The following is a 17,033-nucleotide window of genomic DNA, read 5'->3' as shown; positions in this document are numbered from 1 at the left end:
GGGTTTCACGGAAACCATTCCGCAGGATATTCCAAAAAAGCGCCAAAATGTGAGATGCGCAATCATGATTTGCTTGGGAGATGAGGTGCCGTATCGGCGGAAAGTCAACGAAAAACGGGTAATCGTACCGCAAAGCCATGTTTGTCGTGAGTGCCAGTATCGCGACCGTGTAGGTATTTGCACGACAAGGATTTGCCTGAGGATTCCTCCCCGCCGATAATGACAACGTTTCGATTCTGCACGAAGGAGCACAGAATGCGGATGCATCACCAAAAAACCGGTGGAAACCGGAACGCTGGCCGCAACACGGTGTCAGTCTCCGTGGCCGTGCTGCTCGCGCTCGTCATGCTGGCGGCCGGCGTGTGCGGCGGATTCCTGCTCACCCGTGAGCCCGAACCTGCCGCGTTCGAGTCGACTACGCGCGCGGGCACGCTCGTCGTGCAATCGGAACCATATGATGACGAGCGTTCCGTCACCGTCACGGTGGAACGCAGCGAATCCGGTTCCGTAGCCGCTCCGGTTGGGGGAGTAGTTACGGAGTTGAGACAGTGCGCGTCCGGGAGCAGCATCGAATCAGGCTCCGCGTTCATTGCCGTTGACGGACAACCCCAACTCGCGCTGTATCTGAGGACACCACCGTATCGGACGATGACCAGTGGCATGAAGGGCGGCGATATCGCGGCGCTCAATGCGGAGCTCAGACGGCTCGGATATACGGCCCCGGATTCGGACGTGATGACGTGGGATACAGTGAAAGCCTTCAATGCACTTGCCGCACACGCTGGGACGCAGAGCGCCACGCAGGAGCGCCAGTGGAGCATCGATACGTCGTTGTTTGCATGGTTGCCCCAACAGAAGGTGACTGTCAAGGAGTGCCAGGCCCGATATGGCGGGCATGTCGAGCAGGGAGCCGATGTGCTGACGACTACCAGCCAACCGGTTCGTGCGACGTTCCGGCGCAATGACTCCTCGATGTTGCGAGGTGATCGGGTCATGGAAGTCAATGGAGCGACGTTCACCATCACCGATCGGACAGCGGACAGCACCGACGCCTCCCTGCTCTCCGCCATCGGTGCGAGCAACGAATACCGTGCCGCTCAACAGCCGTCAGCCTCCGGGCAGGCCTCCGATACCGCAGGATCTCAGAGCGACACGGGACAAGACACTGCTTCGAACACCATCAACGTTACGTACCGCTGGAAGCTCGCCAAAACGCTGAACGTGGTCTCGGTGCCGCCGGCGGCGATGTATGACGTCTCTGCGGATTCGGCATGCGTGGTTTCGCGCGGCAAGCCGGTCGCCGTCCATGTGGTCGCCTCCCAGCTTGGCAAATCGATGGTCAGCGTGGAATCCGGCGCATCCTTGACTTCCGTCAATGTTCCCGCCAGCACGGGCAAGGCGTGCCGATGAGCGTGCAAGACCAGCTCGAGTCCATACGACCCGCGGTTGCAGGATTGGCGGGAACCAGTACGGTTCAGGACGATTCCTGTGATGAGCGGTCTGCCCATGTCCAGCTTGACGATGTCGGGCACAGTTTCGACGGGGACGACTGGCTGTTCAGACATATCACCATGACGCTGTATCCCCGGCGCGTCTATGCGTTGGTTGGTCCTTCTGGTTCGGGCAAATCCACGTTATTGTCCATTGTCGCAGGCTGGCAGCAGCCAGCGCAGGGCAAGGTCATACGCGTCTCATGCGGTCGGGTGTGCTGGGTATTGCAGAATCCTCATGGAGTAGCGCGTAGGAAAGTCATCGACCATGTGGCACTGCCCTATATTTCTCGCGGGGACCGCAGGAACGAAGCCGAAGAGCACGCTTTGTCACTGTTACGCGTGTTCGGGCTTGACCATCTTGCCGCCAAACAGTTCCGTGACCTGTCCGGTGGCGAAGCTCAGCGGCTGATGCTTGCGCGCGCGGTCGCCTCCCACGCGGGACTGCTTCTTGTGGATGAGCCGACAGCACAACTTGATTTGGCGACTGCGGCGAGCGTGAACCGAACCTTGCACGGGTTGTCGATATCAGGGGCGATTGTCGTGGTCGCCACACATGATCCGCGCACCCGCGACGCGTGCACGGACATCATCGATTTGAGGGACTACCAGTGAGCCGGGAACAAGATACCGTTGCGCCTGCCATTGACCGGGATACGGCTGAGACAGGGCGTATGCGTCTGCGTGGTGTCGTGGACGAAGCATGGCGGGATATCGTGTCCGGAACCTCGCATGCGTTCATGCTTATGTTGATTCTCGCCGCGTTGGTCGGCGGGTTGTCTGCTGCCGACCTGTTCAGCATTCGGTCAATAGCGCAGCAGGTTGACCGGTATATCGCATCGGGCGCGTCGACGTACGTCATCGAGTTCAAAGGCAGGATTAGCGGTGAAGCATGCGAACGGTTGTCCAGTGTGGACGGGGTGCTCGCATCCGGCGCGTTACGGTCGAAGAACGACAAGGTCACATCCGCCGTCCTGCCATCTGCGAGTATTCCTTCGCTTGATGCCACGACCGGGGCGCTTGGTGTCTTTGCTTCTTCGACCCGTTCCGGCACTGTTACGTTGTCTACCAGGGATTACGATGGCATCTGGCTCTCCTCCCAGGCAGCGCAGTCTGTGAACGCTTCCGCCGGAAGCAAACTCGCATTGCATGCCGGTGGCAGTGTACGAATCGCCGGCGTATTCCAGTATCCGGACGACGGTAGGTCATCCAATTACCAATATGTGGCGCTCAGCCAGGTTCCGGTTGATGCAAACGATTTCGACCAGTGCGTGGTGAAGACCTGGCCGGTTCCGGATGCCCTGCAGGCGTTGTTGCAATCCACGGTATCCTCATGGCCTTCGGATGCTTCGCAGCAACCAACGATCAGCCAATTGAATGCGACGCAAGGCTCGAAGTTGGATGCCGTCAAGGCGTTCCGGGAGAGACAGAGTGCACTGGCTCCACTCGTGATGCTGGTCATTGCGTTCTTCATCGGATTCGCCGTTGTCCGTGTCAGGCGGCTCGAACTTGCATCCGCCATGCATTGCGGCGAACCCAAGACCGCGCTCTGGCTGCAGATGCTGCTCGAGGCGTTGGTCTGGTGCTGTTCGGCGATACTGGTGACGCTGCCATTGACGATCTGGGCGATTACCCATATGGATACGGGGATCATCATTGCCTCACCGACGCTTGTTGGTATTCTTTCCAGAGTTCCAGCGGCGGCCCTTGCGGGTGTGTTGGCCGGTGTCACGCTTGCGATGCTGGTCACTCGCGAACGTGACCTGTTTAGATATTTTAAGAATCGATGACCGGAAGCTGGGATTCGTAGTGTTTTTAACGACAAGGATTTGCATCGTGCGATGAAGTGCGAAACAATGCAATCGTGACGTCAACGAGGCGTCGCCTACGAGGCGCAAGAAGGAGTCTCAACGATGAAAAAAGTAAAGAAAGTAAAGACGGCATTAGCCGCGGTTACGGCATCGCTGCTGCTCGCCACTGGATTGGCGGGTACCGCGAATGCGAAAGATTACTGGAATTACGGGGTAGCGTACTGGACGTATTCCATGGCAACGGCTCAGGGTGTGTATTCACAACACATCCTGAGATATTCATTGAATGATGGGTCGAAGAGGAACGCCTATGGAAAATGGGCTCCGACTTATCACAAGTCATATGCAAATGCTCATGGGCAGCCGTTGGTAGCGTATGATGCGCATTGGCGCAAGTATTAGTGATTGGTTCGGGATGTTGACTCATACCGTTGCTCGTATTCGAAATGTGTTTTTGATTTTCGGCGTGGCCGTGGCGTGCCTGATGTGCGTCGCCTGCGGCTCGGGACATCAGAACGCGACCCCAGCCCCATCGCAAAGCACTGCGAAGGCCGAGAATGGACATGTGTTCAAAGGTCCATACGCTCGAAAATTCGCAGACACGTACAACAGCCTTCAGACCGGTTTTGCCCGGGGACTCATAGAGGATGGCAAGATTAGCGAGAAGGACATCAATGCTTTGGAATTCAAAGTCGAGGGTTGCGTAGATGCCCAAGCTCAAAGCGAAGATGATTTCATCACCTTCATTTGGGAGGAAGGCACGACGACACCGACTCCATACCATGGTGCGAATGCGAAGAGGATGAACAAGATTGCGAAGCAATGCATGGAACGTTACGACGGGTATAAGATCAACGATCTGTCCCACTACGTATACGTCCATGAACATCCCGATGATAACGATCAATCCAAATGATAAATAACCGCGAAGGCGGGCTTGCGCTACGGGACTCGCGGCACAAGCCCACCTTCCGACTCTGCGAAACGAAAGAATCACCACTCCGAGAAGTGAAATCATGAAAAAGACCAACAATAGGGGGAACCGTCACACCGCTGTGACAGTCATGGTATGCGCCATGGCGTGCTGTGCAACATTGCTTTCGGGCTGTGCGGGCGGAGGACATACCGCTCCGTCCACTGGCACCGCGACAAGTGCATCGAGTAGCGCCACTGCGAAGGACGGCACCGTCTTCACCGGATACTACGCGCAACAAATCAAACGCACCTACGATGATGCACACCAGTCCCTGACCAAGAAGATACTGAAGGACAGCAAAATCACCGACGAAGAGTTCAACGAACTCAGCGAGCATTTCAGCGATTGCGCGAAACAGCAAGGCGTCGATGTCACTTTTGACTCGCAAGGCGGCATGCAAACCACGTATCCCGCCGGAATGAGCCAAAGCGATGGCGATTCCGCTGTCGCCCAATGCGACGAGGACAATGATTTCACCAGCATGAGCATTCTGCACGACAGCATGAAAAGCAATCCCAAGAACGAGGATCCAGCGGTACCGTTGCTCCAATGCCTGAAGAAAAACGGGCTCGCCGAACAATCCATGACGGTGGATGACTACAAGGCGATCGTCAGCGACGAGAACAAGGACAAGGACGTATTCGGCAAGTATTTCGATGAATCAGTACCCGGGTACGATGCTGCAAAGGCGAAACAGTACATTGCGTGCCAAACAGAAGCCTGAAGTCTTGCACCACCGTTCTCCCGCTGGCGGGTTGTGTGAAAGTGGTTTTTGCCGTGAGCAGGTGACATATCCGTCCGATACACTGGTGAGCTATGTGTGGAATCGTAGGATATGCAGGAAATGTTCGGACCGCGTGCGGCAAGCCTTTGGAGGTGTGTCTCCAAGGACTTCAGCGATTGGAATACCGCGGATATGATTCGGCCGGCGTGGCGCTGACGGCGCCTGGCATGGAGCGTGTGGCCGTCCGTAAGAAGGCCGGACGTCTGGCCAACCTGGTGCAGGACATCGAACGCGATCCGATGCCGGAAGCCACCGTGGGCATCGGCCACACCCGTTGGGCCACCAACGGCGTGCCGAACGACACCAACGCGCATCCGCACACCTCGCGTGACGGCAAAGTGGCCATCATCCACAACGGCATCATCGAAAACGCGTCCCAGCTGCGTCTCGACCTGCAGACGGAAGGCTACCATTTCGTTTCCGAAACCGATACGGAGGTCGCGGCGAAGCTGCTGGGCAAGATCAGCGACAAGATCATCGAAGAGACCGGCAAGCCTGACCTGTTCAAGGCCGTCCGCCGTCTCGCACGCATGCTGGAAGGCGCGTTCACCATCCTCGCCACCGATGTGCGCCAGCCGGACATCGTGGTCGGCGCCCGTCACGATTCGCCGCTGGTGGTCGGTCTTGGCGAAGGCGAGAACTTCCTCGGCTCCGACGTGGCCGCGTTCGTGGCCTACACCAAGCGCGCCATGGAAATCGACCAGGACCAGGCCGTGATGGTGTCCGCAGACAAGGTCGTCGTCTCCGACTTCATGGGCAACATCGTGCCCGATCCGAAGACCTACACCGTGGACTGGGATGCGTCCGCCGCTGAAAAGGGCGGTTGGGACTCCTTCATGGACAAGGAGATCCATGAGGATCCGGCCGCCGTGCAGCGCACTCTGCTGGGGCGTCTCGACGAGAACGGCAACATCAACCTCGATGAGGTGCGCATCGACGAGCATGATTTCAAAGCCATCGACAAGATCATCGTCATCGCCTGCGGCACGGCCGCGTACGCGGGCATGGTGGCCAAATACGCCATCGAGCATTGGGTGCGCATTCCGGTAGAAGTGGAACTCGCCCACGAATTCCGCTACCGTGACCCGATCCTCACCCCCCGAACGTTGGTGGTGGCCATTTCGCAGTCCGGCGAGACCATGGACACGCTGATGGCGTTGCGCCACGCGCGTGAACAGGGGTCCAAGGTGTTGGCCATCTGCAACACGCAGGGCGCATCCATTCCGCGTGAATCCGACGCGGTGCTCTACACCCATGCCGGTCCGGAAGTGGCGGTCGCGTCCACCAAGGCGTTCGTGGCGCAGATCACCGCCGCCTACGTGCTCGGTCTGTATCTGGCGCAGGTCAAAGGCGCCATGTACAGGGATGAGATCGCCCAGACCCTGGACTCCCTGAAGGACATGCCTCGCAAGATCCAGTGGGTTCTCGACACCCAGACCAAGACCGTGCAGGAGGCCGCCAAGCAGATGGTGGACGCGAAGTCCTTCCTGTTCCTCGGACGTCATGTGGGGTATCCGGTCGCCATGGAAGGTGCGCTGAAGCTCAAGGAGATTGCCTACACCTTCACCGAGGGCTTCGCAGCGGGAGAGCTCAAGCATGGTCCGATCGCGCTGGTCGATGAGGGCGAGCCGGTCGTGTTCATCGTGCCGCCCGCGCGTGGACGCAACGTGCTGCACGCCAAGGTCATCTCCGGCATCGAGGAGGTCAAGGCCCGAGGCGCCTACATCATCGCCGTGGCCGAGGAGAACGATCCGGATGTGGAGCGTTACGCCGACGTGGTGTTCTGGCGTCCCGCCTGCCCGACGCTGATGAGCCCGCTGGTGGACGTGGTACCACTGCAGCTGTTCGCCATGGACATGGCCAAGCTCAAGAACTACGACGTGGACAAGCCGCGCAATCTTGCCAAGTCAGTCACCGTTGAATAACGGACTGGGCAAGGGGCCGAGAAACGGATCGAATGCCGGGCGCAGGCACAGATACGTGACCGAGGAGCCTCATATTCCCTTCGAATACGAGATCCTGTATGAGGATGAGCACATCCTTGTCATCGACAAGCCGCATTTCCTGGCCACGACCCCACGTGGCATGTGGTATCGGGAAACGGCGCTGATCCGTCTGCGCGAACGATGCGGCGAGCCAGACATCGTGCCCGCGCACCGGCTGGACCGTCCGACCGCGGGCATCGTCGTGTTCGTGCGCGATCCGGCCGTGCGGGGTGCATGCCAGATGCTCTTCCAGAATCACAGGACGGTCAAGACCTACGAATGCTTGGCACCACTCGCACCGCCGCAGCGTCCCCGCTACGGAACAGTCGAACTGATCGACCGGCATCGACCGTTTCCGATGGTGCGCAGGTCGCGCATCAACAAGGACCGCGGCCGATTGCAGGCGTACGAAAGCGCCGATACGCCGAACGCGGAGACGCTGATCGAGCGCGGGAACGACGTGCGGCGCATCGATGGAAAACCGTTCGTGAACTACACGTTGCATCCGAAAACCGGCAAGACGCATCAGCTTCGCGTCCATATGGATTCGCTTGGCCTGCCGATTCTCGGCGATGATTTCTACCCCGACGTGGTGCAACGGGCGTACGATGACTTCTCCCGGCCGCTGGAACTGGTCGCCAGGTCGTTGGAATTCGTCGATCCGATAAGCGGCGTGCGGCGGCGCTTCGTCTCCCAAGTGCCCTTGGGCGTCAGGACGCATGGGGCCGTATGATGGTGTGATGTTGCTAAGGCGCGACGCGTGGCGCCGCGATCCAGGCTATGGAAGGGAAGCGGTGACCATGGGTGACTCAGTGCGCGCGGGCGGACGGTCCCGTAAGACGCTGGAACAGGCTTTCGTTGCCCGATACAGGCGTGTTTCATACCTTTTCGGAGCGTTGATGTGTGTGGCGGCCACCGCCATTACCGTTGGTTTCTCGATGAATTGGGCTGTGGACGCGACCGAACAGTATGCGACCAACGCGATTCGTGTGCTTGGAACGGACATGGGGAGGTCCTTTCCGGAACTCGCCGCCAACCCCGGGTGGAGAGGGCAGGTGCTTGATGCCTCCACTGGGAAGGTCCTGGCATCGAACGGGGATGTGAGCGACGATACCCATGACGATGCGGCGCGCCTGCAATGGGCGAGGAAACATCTAGGCAAGGCGAGGCTCACGCTGATGCATGGCAAGCCGGTGTTGGCGTCCGTCAAACGCTCATCCGGATATATGGTGGTGGTTCTGGTACCGATCCATAAACTGCTGATGAATTCGCTGGGAAGCGTCGTGGCGAACCTCGTGATCATCATATTCGTGCTCTGCCTCCTAGAATGGGCGGTCCGACGGGCATCCGAACAGCTCGTGCTGAACGATCTGGTGGTGGTCGAGCGCGACATCAACGCCTATCTCAACGGCGACACGACGGTTCATCACAGGCAGGCCCAGACAGAGGAAGTGCAGCAGATCTTCGACTGTCTGAACGAACTGAAAACCTTCTATCGGGAGGAAAAGACCCGATTCGATCTGCTGGACAGCATTTCCGGGGCGGATTTCGCGTTCTACCAGTACATCCCCTCCACGGATGTGATCCTGTATTCCAAGAACCTGCGGACGCTTATCCCGGACATGGACAAGCTCGACATCTACTGCGAATCCGGAAAGCATCCATCGGACAGGCTCCGGTCGTTCATCTGCTCGGCGCCCAGCCATGACATCGACGAGCGGGTCATCCGCCTTGAGAACGGCCAATATGTGCGGTTCCAATGCATGCACAGCTCCGGCATGTACTTCGGCACCATCAAGAACGTGAACGAGGAGATCGTGGCAAGGGAGGCCATGGTCAAACGCATGGCCGATCTGCACAAGCTGGCGGACACGGACACCCTGACCGGTCTGCTCAACATCCGCGCCGCCCGCCAGGCCATCAGCGAGTATCTGTCCGACGGCGGCGAAGGCGTGTTCATGATCATGGACATGGACAACTTCAAACGGGTGAACGATGAGCTGGGGCACGCACGGGGAGACCAAGTGCTGAAGTCCTTCGCCAGTGTGCTTCATTCCTCGTTCCGTTCCTCGGACGTGGTCACGCGCATGGGCGGGGACGAGTTCATCGTGTTCTGCGAGGGCGATCTGACCGACGGCGAGCTCCATGCCAAACTCGAACGGCTCATGGCGAATTCCCGCTCATGTCTGATGAGCTATAAGCAGCGGCAGGACCTGTCCATCAGTGTGGGTGTCGCGCGCTCCTTCCCGAAAGCCACGTACATGCAGTTGTACGAGCGTGCGGACAAGGCTCTGTACGCGGCGAAGAATATCGGCAAGGACTGCTACCATGTTTATGACGAACTATTGGTGTCAGGTCCCTCCGGAAAAGGTATGTACACATCGGATAATTCCGAAATGACGCTTCCCGCCATGAATGAAAAAGGTCGGCAACATATGGACGTGTACCAGAATGGTTCCACGAAGAACACGGACCATGAACGTTTCGACACTCATCTGCTCTGTTCGGCGATCGAACATGATGAATTCAAACTGTATATCCAGCCCAAGTGCGACGTGCGAACCGGTCGGCTTTCCGGCGCCGAGGCGTTGACCCGTTGGATTCGGTCCGACGGCACCGTGGTCAGTCCGGGTACGTTCGTTCCCGATTTGGAACGTAGCGGCCTGTGCATGATGCTCGACGAGCATATGCTTTCCTTGGTATGCCAGGCGATAGTCGGATGGAAGAATGAGGGGCTGCGTTTCCCGCAGATTTCGGTGAATTTCTCCCGGGCTGATTTCGAGCATGACGATTTCGTGGAACAGGCGGTGTCCATCATCGACGAGTACGGCGTGGATCATGGCGATATCGCATTCGAGATTCTCGAGACCATGCCCATCGCCGACCTCGAGAAGGAGAACAAAGCCATTTCCAAGTTGCGCGCGGAGGGTTTTACCATCGCGCTCGACGATTTCGGCACGGAGTATTCCGATCTGTATGCTTTCTCGTCGAACGAGATAGACCGGTTGAAGATCGCGCGCGAGCTGGTGCTCGGCTTGGAAGGCAGGGTCAGGGACCGCCGTGAAATCGTGCTGAAGGATCTGGTGGACTCGGCCCATCGCATGAACGTCACGGTGGTCGTCGAAGGCGTCGAGGACAGGAACCAGTTGGATTTCGTCCGTGCGATCGGAGCCGATCAGGTGCAGGGGTATCTGTACAGCAGGCCCGTTCCCGTGGATCGCTTCACTGATTCGTTTCTGCGGATAGCGTACAAGGCCGCCTGAACCGCGGGGAGCACGTACGAGTTATGCCGATATGGACGGATTAGCGGGTTCGAAACACGCATCCGCTACGATATGCGTGTTCGAGAGACCAAGGGCTTGATTACGGGCCCCTTGCAGAGAGAAGGACAATGAAAGGCATAACGTCGCTGATCAAGAAGGCGGTCAACAAATACAACGGCACGGGTTTGATCCTGCGTATCATCCTCGGCCTGATTATCGGAACGGTTTTCGCACTGGTCTGGCCTTCTGCCAGCTGGATCGGAGAATTCGGCACCCTGTTCGTGTCCGCATTGAAGGCCGTGGCCCCGATTCTGGTGTTCGTGCTGGTGGCCAGCGCCCTCGCGCAGGGTAGCTCCAGGCTTGACCGTCGCTTCGGCACTGTGCTGTTCCTGTACCTGTTCACCACGTTCCTGTCCGCGGTCGTGGCCGTGCTGACATCCCGCGCCTTCCCGCAGACCCTGTCCCTGGGCAAGGCCGCCAAGGCCGATGTGGTGCCCAAGGGGCTTTCCGAAGTGATTCAGACCATGCTGACCAACATCGTGGCCAATCCGATTCAGGCCATCATCGACGGCAACTACATCTGCATCCTGATGTGGGCCTGCTTGTTCGGTCTGGCCATGAAGTCCATCGCCACCGAAAGCTCCAAGACGTTCATGGCCAACGTGGCCGACAGCGTCTCCCAAGTGATCCGCTGGGTCATCAACCTCGCCCCGTTCGGCATCATGGGCCTGGTGTTCACCAATGTGGCTGACAACGGCCTTTCGGCCTTCACCAAGTACGGCAGCCTGCTGCTCCTGCTCGTCGGCACCATGCTGCTCATGGCGCTCGTGTTCGGACCGCTGGTCATCTTCCTGTTCCTGCGCCGCAACCCGTATCCGCTGGTCTACCGTTGCTTCAAGGAATCCGGCCTGACCGCATTCTTCACCCGTTCGTCGGCCGCCAACATCCCCGTGAACATGCAGCTGTGCGAGAAGCTCGGCCTGGATAAGGATATGTATTCCGTGTCCATCCCGCTGGGCGCCACCATCAACATGAACGGTGCAGCCATCACCATCACCGTCATGGCCATGGCCGCGGCCAACACGCTCGGCATCCAGATCAGTCTGCCGGCCGCCATCCTGCTGTCCGTGGTCTCCGCGCTCGGCGCGTGCGGTGCCTCCGGCGTGGCGGGTGGTTCGCTGCTGCTCATTCCGATGGCCTGCTCGCTGTTCGGCATCAACAACGACATCGCCATGCAGGTGGTGGGCGTCGGCTTCATCATCGGCGTCGTCCAGGATTCCGTGGAGACCTGCCTGAACTCCGCCTCCGACGTGGAGTTCGCGGCCACCGCCGAATATCATTCCTGGATTAAGCGGGGTCGTCAGCTGCCGGCCTTCATGTATTCCAAGAAGGAACGTGCCAAGCTCGGTATTGAAGCCTGATTCGGCTCATCGGTCCTGCATGCCATCGGCATGACGGACGATCGTGTATGGAAAAACGGACGCGGAACAGCATCGTTTCGTGTCCGTTTCCTATAGAAGCGGTTGTTTGCCGGAGACTGTACGCAGACTTTCCGTATAATCTGGAGTTGGTATCGATCGCAATGGAAAAAGGATACGGAGGATCGCGGGCGTGGGACTGAAATTGGTGAGGCGGCTTGTCGCCATCTGCTGCGCCTGTGTCATGACGATGGGTGCGGCCGCATGCGGAGCCGACGAGGACACACGCACGACCATCACCGTATGGTCGTGGGAGCCGAGTATGAAGCAGGTCATAGCCGGCTTCGAAAAGGCGAATCCTGACATCCGTGTCATCTGGAAGAACACCAGCGGCTACGACAAACTCAACAACGCCATTCAGGACGGCTACGGCATCCCCGATGTGGTGCAGCTTGAATACTACGCGCTGCGTCAGTACGCGGTCAGCAGCCAGTTGGTGGCCATCACCGGCAAGACGGCGGGATATTCGGATTTCTACACGCCCGGCACATGGTCCTCGGTGCAGTTGAATGGCCGCGTGTACGGATTGCCCATGGACTCCGGTCCGATGGCGTTCTTCTATAACGACAGCGTGTTCGAACAGGTCGGCGTGGACGCGTCCAAGATCCGCACGTGGGACGAATACTATGAGGCGGCGAAGAAACTCAAGAAGATCGGCGTGTACATCACCGCCGATTCGGGGGATGCGAGTTTCTACGACACGATGATCTGGCTCGCCGGAGGCCGCCCGTTCTCCACGTCCAACGACGGCAAGAACGTGACGATCAAACTCACCGAGGATGAAGGCACCCGCGAATTCACCGAATTCTGGCAGAAGATGATCGACGAGGGGCTGGTGGCGACGAACCTCACCACATGGTCGGATTCTTGGAAGTCGGCCGTGGGACAGGGCAAGGTCGCCTCGCTGTTCTCGGGTGCTTGGCTGCCGTCGTTGCTCATGTCCGATATCCCCGGCGCCGCCGGCCTGTGGCGTGTGTCCCAGATGCCGACGCCCGACGGCAAGGCCGTCACGTCGGAGAACGGCGGCTCGGCACTCGCCGTGCTGCAACGCTCCCGCAAGCCCGAGGCGTCGTACCGCTTCATCGAATACGCATGCCACAACGCCAAAGGCATCAAAACCCGTGTGGATGGCGGCGCTTTCCCCGCCGACAACGACACGCTGTCCGATCCGAAATTCCTCAGCAGGACCACGGTGACCGACGACCGTGGCATCGAAATACCGTATTTCGGCGGCCAGGAATACAACCGCGTGCTTTCTCGTGCCGCGGAGAACGTGTCGACCGGATACCAGTATCTGCCGTTTGAAGTGTATGCGCGAGGCGATTTCCGCTCCACGGTGGGGAAGGCCTACAAGTGGTCGAGCATGCTGCGCAAGGAGCAGGACAGGCTCGACATCATCGCAGCCGGTGGGCAGGTGTCCGACACCTCCAGCATCGGAGACGCGCTGAAGAACACGGAATCGTCCGACCGTATCAAGCTCAAAGGCGGCATCTCACGATGGCAGAAGGACCTGGAGGAGTATGGGGCCAATCAGGGCTTCGTCATCCAGTAACGGCGATGTTAGTGGATGACGTTCGTCGAATCTAGCGGACGTTGCGTTCGTAGATGTGCCGCATGCCTTTGAAGATCAGATCAGGGTCGTAGATGTCGATCATGTCCGTGTCATTGGCAAACACGCGGCTCAAGCCACCCGTCGCCACCACACGGAAGTCCTCGTCGATCTCCTGATGGAACTGCGCGATCGTCCGTTCGATGCCGCCGAGGAAGTTGTAATACAGGCCCGCCTGCATGGCAGGTTTCGTCGATTTGGCGAGAATCGACTTCGGACGGGTGATCTCCACTTCCGGCAGCTGCGCAGTTCCCTCCCACAACGCGGCCGCCGCGGTGCGGATGCCGGTGGTGATCAGTCCCGAAATCACAGCCGCGTCCCCGGTGACGTAGTTGAACGTGGTGGCTGTACCGAAATCGGCGACCAGAATGGGCCCGCCGTATTCGTAGTACGCGCCGGCGCAGTCGGCGATACAGTCCGCGCCCATGCTCTGCGGATTGTCCATGCGGATATTGAGCCCTGTTTTGACCCCCGGTCCCACAATCATCGGATCGATGCCGAGGAACTTCACAATGCTCGCGCGGAACGAATGCATGACCTTCGGCACCACGGACGAGATGATCACGTCATCGACGTCGTGTGGTCCGTAGCCGCTCAATCCCAGGAACTGCGTGATCATCAGCCCGTATTCGTCGGAGGTGTGGTTCGCCTTGGTGGTGATGCGGTACGTTCCCGCGATGCGGTCCCCATCAAGGAATCCGATCACGACATTGGTGTTGCCGATGTCCACGGCCATCAGAAGCATGCTGCGTTTCTCCTTCGCGTTTCGCGTATATTCCATCGATTGTTATGTCTTCGGACGATCATCTGCGTCCGTCTTCGGCACGCATGGCGGCAAGCCGGCCGAGCAGACGTTGTGCCAGCGAGTCCTTGCCCATCTTGTCCCAATGCTCGATGACGGGCGATTCCGCGTCCGTGCCGGGCGTCAGCACCGTCACCACGTTCGTATCGGCCGCGAAGCCGGCACCGGGGGTACGTAGATTGTTGGCCACCAGCATGTCGCAATGCTTGGCGGCGAGCTTCTTCGCGGCATTCGCTTCAAGGTCGCGCGTCTCCATGGCGAAGCCGCACAGAATCTGGCCGGCATGTTTGCGCTCGCCCGCCCATGCCAGGATATCCGGATTCGACGTGAGCTCGAGTTCGATGCTCGTCCGTCCGTCCTTCTTGATTTTGTCCGCAGCTTGTTCGACCGGGCGGAAATCGCCCACCGCAGCGGCCATGACGGTGATGTCCGCCTTGTCGAACCGGCCTCGCACCGCGTCGAACATGTCCCGTGCGGTGGCGACGGCGATTGTGTCCACGCCGTACGGTTTTTCAAGCGCCACGGGCCCGGACACGAGCGTCACCCGCGCTCCCAGGTCGCGCGCCGTTTCGGCCAGCGCATACCCCATCTTGCCGGTGGAATGGTTGGTCAGGAAACGCACCGGGTCAAGCGGCTCCTGCGTGGGACCCGCGGTGACCAGCACGTTGAGCCCCTTGAGCGGCAGCTCCTCATCCGGACGATTCGCGAGCAGCAGCTCGTCCGCGGCCGCTTCGATGCCGGCCGGCTCCTCCATACGCCCTTTGCCGGCGTCGCCGCAGGCCAGCATGCCGCTTTCCGGCTCGACGACGGTCCAGCCAAGTTCCTTGCAGGTCGCGATGTTGCGTTGCGTCGCCGCGTTCGCATACATATGCACGTTCATGGCGGGGCACAGAATCTTCGGTCCCTCGTCGTAGGCGAGCACGGTGCTGGTGAGCTGGTCGTCGGCGATGCCGCAGGCGATTTTCGCGATGATGTCGGCGCTCGCCGGCGCGACGACCACGATGTCCGCCCACTTCGCGTCGGCGATATGGCCAATCCGCAGAGGACGAGTCGGAATGTCGGCAACATCGCCGGAATCAAGTCCGCCGGCGAACATGGACGTGCGCGTCGGCGTGTGCGTCAGTGAGCTGAACGTCAGGGGAGTGACGAACTCCTGCGCCGCGGCGGTCATCACCACGCGCACCTCATGACCCTGCTTGCTCCAATCGGAAGCCAGGTGACAGGCCTTGAATGCGGCGATGCTGCCGGTGACCCCCAGAAGAATATGCGCCATGAAAAACCGCCTTGTCGATCATGCCGGTCGTCCGCATGGCACCGGCTCCGCGTTCAGTATATAACCATGGTCATGCCCCGCGCGGAACGCCACGGGCATGGCGGACGGTAGAATCGGACATCGGCGATCGACCCTACGGGCGGTCAGCCGAACAAGCATAACGGAATATAGGAGCAATCATGTCAGCATCTTCAGGTGCGTACGGCGAAGCCGACGCAACCGAACGGAAGAACGGACAAAACGACGCGGCCAGCACCGACGCCACGCTGAATGCGCGCGCCAAAACGCCGAAATCGACAGGTCCGAGGAAATGGGTTTACGCGCTTGTGGCGGTCATCGCCGTCATCGCCATCATCGTGGCCATTGCGGTATCGCGTGAAAAAACCGGTGCGGACGGTGCCGATGGGTCGAAAGCCGATACCATCTCCATAGGTCTCAAACTCGCGCCAGCCAGCCTTGACATCCGCCACCAATCCGGCTCCGCCATCGAACAGGTGCTGATCGGCAACGTATATGAAGGCCTGTTGTCCCGCGACTCCGATAACAACGTGCGTCCGGGCATCGCGAAATCCTGGGACATCTCCAAGGACGGAAAAACCTACACGTTCCACCTCAACAAGAACGTGCGCTTCTCCAATGGTGACAAGCTCGACGCCGACGACGTGGCATGGTCCATCAACCAGCTTAAGGAGAAGCAGTACTACAACGTCAACCAGGTGGAAAGCCTCGACAAGGCCGAAGCCGTGGATTCCGACACCGTCAGACTCACGCTTTCTGCCCCCGACTCCAACTTCCTGTGGTATCTGACCGGGCGTCCGGGACTGGTGTTCGACAGAAACGCCAAATACGACGCGAAGACCGAGGCGGTCGGTTCCGGCCCGTACACCGTGGAGTCCTTCGACCCGGCCAGCAAGATGGTGCTCAAGGCCAATGCGAAATACTGGGGGTCGGCGCACAAGCCGGCCACCGAACATGTGGTGCTCAAATTCATCAACGATGACAACGCGGCCGTCAACGCGCTCAAAAGCGGCGACGTCGACGTGCTCTCCCCGGTGAACGCCACACTCGCCAAATCGCTTGATACGAATACGTATCGGGTGTCCGCGGCCGACGGAAGCGACAAATTCGTGCTCGCGTTCAACTGCGCGAACAGCAAGCTCAAGGACAAGCGCGTCCGCCAAGCCATCCGCTACGGCATCAACCACAAGGAGATCATCGCCTCCCGCGGAAACGTCGATTACGCGCTCGGAGGCCCGATTCCGTCCGTAGACCCGGGCTACGAGGACCTGACCGGCCTGTATCCGTACAACGTGGACAAGGCCAAGCAACTCATGAGCGCAGCCGGATACTCCACCGACAATCCGCTGAAGCTCACCCTCACCTACGCCAACACCTACGGCACCGAGCTCGGCGACCAGCTCAAAAGCCAGCTCGCCAAAATCGGCATCGACCTGAAGATCAACTACGTGGAATTCTCCACCTGGCTGCAGGACGTGCACACCAACGGCGACTACGAGCTCTCGCTGGTGGACCACGCCGAAAGCCACGACTTCTACAAGTGG

At 59.3% G+C, this 17,033-nt stretch carries 14 protein-coding genes; 12 read left to right on the top strand and 2 right to left on the bottom strand.

Annotated elements, in window-relative coordinates; translation table 11 throughout:
* Positions 1 to 255: 255 nt before the first annotated feature.
* The 11 genes from ACR0P8_RS03650 (at position 256) to ACR0P8_RS03600 (ending at position 13,339) form a co-directional block, all read left to right on the top strand.
* Positions 256 to 1,410 (top strand): hypothetical protein, encoded by a 1,155-nt coding sequence (locus ACR0P8_RS03650; protein ID WP_229086330.1) that lies wholly within the window; start codon positions 256 to 258, stop codon positions 1,408 to 1,410.
* The gene (locus tag ACR0P8_RS03645) at positions 1,407 to 2,105 is read left to right on the top strand and encodes an ATP-binding cassette domain-containing protein (RefSeq protein ID WP_003808456.1); all 699 of its coding nucleotides are present in this window, start codon (positions 1,407 to 1,409) and stop codon (positions 2,103 to 2,105) included. The genes ACR0P8_RS03650 and ACR0P8_RS03645 overlap by 4 nt, the downstream gene beginning before the upstream one ends.
* A complete protein-coding gene (locus ACR0P8_RS03640) occupies positions 2,102 to 3,280 on the top strand; it encodes a hypothetical protein (RefSeq protein ID WP_432623767.1) in 1,179 nt (392 codons plus the stop codon). The genes ACR0P8_RS03645 and ACR0P8_RS03640 overlap by 4 nt, the downstream gene beginning before the upstream one ends.
* Positions 3,281 to 3,403: 123 nt before the next feature.
* Entirely contained in the window at positions 3,404 to 3,703 is a 300-nt protein-coding gene (locus ACR0P8_RS03635; RefSeq protein WP_044279541.1) for a hypothetical protein, read from the top strand.
* Positions 3,678 to 4,217, top strand: a complete 540-nt coding sequence (locus ACR0P8_RS03630) for a hypothetical protein (protein ID WP_231485427.1) — start codon at positions 3,678 to 3,680, stop codon at positions 4,215 to 4,217. The genes ACR0P8_RS03635 and ACR0P8_RS03630 overlap by 26 nt, the downstream gene beginning before the upstream one ends.
* A gap of 160 nt (positions 4,218 to 4,377) precedes the next feature.
* Positions 4,378 to 5,001, top strand: coding sequence for a hypothetical protein (locus tag ACR0P8_RS03625; protein ID WP_432623764.1), 624 nt, complete (start codon positions 4,378 to 4,380; stop codon positions 4,999 to 5,001).
* Between the two features lie 92 nt (positions 5,002 to 5,093).
* Positions 5,094 to 6,986 (top strand): glutamine--fructose-6-phosphate transaminase (isomerizing), encoded by a 1,893-nt coding sequence (glmS, locus tag ACR0P8_RS03620; RefSeq protein ID WP_432623762.1) that lies wholly within the window; start codon positions 5,094 to 5,096, stop codon positions 6,984 to 6,986.
* Positions 6,987 to 7,041: 55 nt separating this feature from the next.
* Entirely contained in the window at positions 7,042 to 7,779 is a 738-nt protein-coding gene (locus tag ACR0P8_RS03615; RefSeq protein WP_432623760.1) for a pseudouridine synthase, read from the top strand.
* A gap of 67 nt (positions 7,780 to 7,846) precedes the next feature.
* Complete coding sequence (locus tag ACR0P8_RS03610) at positions 7,847 to 10,309, top strand: putative bifunctional diguanylate cyclase/phosphodiesterase (protein WP_432623758.1); 2,463 nt, start codon at positions 7,847 to 7,849, stop codon at positions 10,307 to 10,309.
* Positions 10,310 to 10,437: 128 nt separating this feature from the next.
* Complete coding sequence (gene sstT / locus ACR0P8_RS03605; protein ID WP_432623756.1) at positions 10,438 to 11,730, top strand: serine/threonine transporter SstT; 1,293 nt, start codon at positions 10,438 to 10,440, stop codon at positions 11,728 to 11,730.
* Between the two features lie 241 nt (positions 11,731 to 11,971).
* Positions 11,972 to 13,339, top strand: coding sequence for an ABC transporter substrate-binding protein (locus ACR0P8_RS03600; RefSeq protein ID WP_432623797.1), 1,368 nt, complete (start codon positions 11,972 to 11,974; stop codon positions 13,337 to 13,339).
* A 31-nt stretch (positions 13,340 to 13,370) separates the two neighbouring features.
* On the opposite strand, the gene ACR0P8_RS03595 is transcribed toward ACR0P8_RS03600, so the two are convergent.
* Positions 13,371 to 14,141: a type III pantothenate kinase gene (locus tag ACR0P8_RS03595; protein WP_432623754.1), complete on the bottom strand. Its 771-nt coding sequence runs from the start codon at positions 14,139 to 14,141 to the stop codon at positions 13,371 to 13,373.
* 58 nt (positions 14,142 to 14,199) lie between these two features.
* Positions 14,200 to 15,471 carry a bifunctional phosphopantothenoylcysteine decarboxylase/phosphopantothenate--cysteine ligase CoaBC gene (gene coaBC, locus ACR0P8_RS03590; RefSeq protein ID WP_432623752.1) on the bottom strand — a complete coding sequence of 424 codons (1,272 nt, stop codon included), beginning with the start codon at positions 15,469 to 15,471 and terminating at the stop codon, positions 14,200 to 14,202.
* Positions 15,472 to 15,650: 179 nt separating this feature from the next.
* Here coaBC and ACR0P8_RS03585 point away from each other — a divergent pair.
* Positions 15,651 to 17,033 (top strand): ABC transporter substrate-binding protein (locus ACR0P8_RS03585; protein ID WP_432623750.1); only part of this gene is annotated, 1,383 nt, incomplete at its 3' end.

Source organism: Bifidobacterium sp., assembly GCF_050874245.1.
GTDB lineage: Bacteria > Actinomycetota > Actinomycetes > Actinomycetales > Bifidobacteriaceae > Bifidobacterium.
The sequence above is the reverse complement of the archived record's forward strand: the minus strand, read 5'-3'. Positions and strand labels throughout refer to the sequence as shown.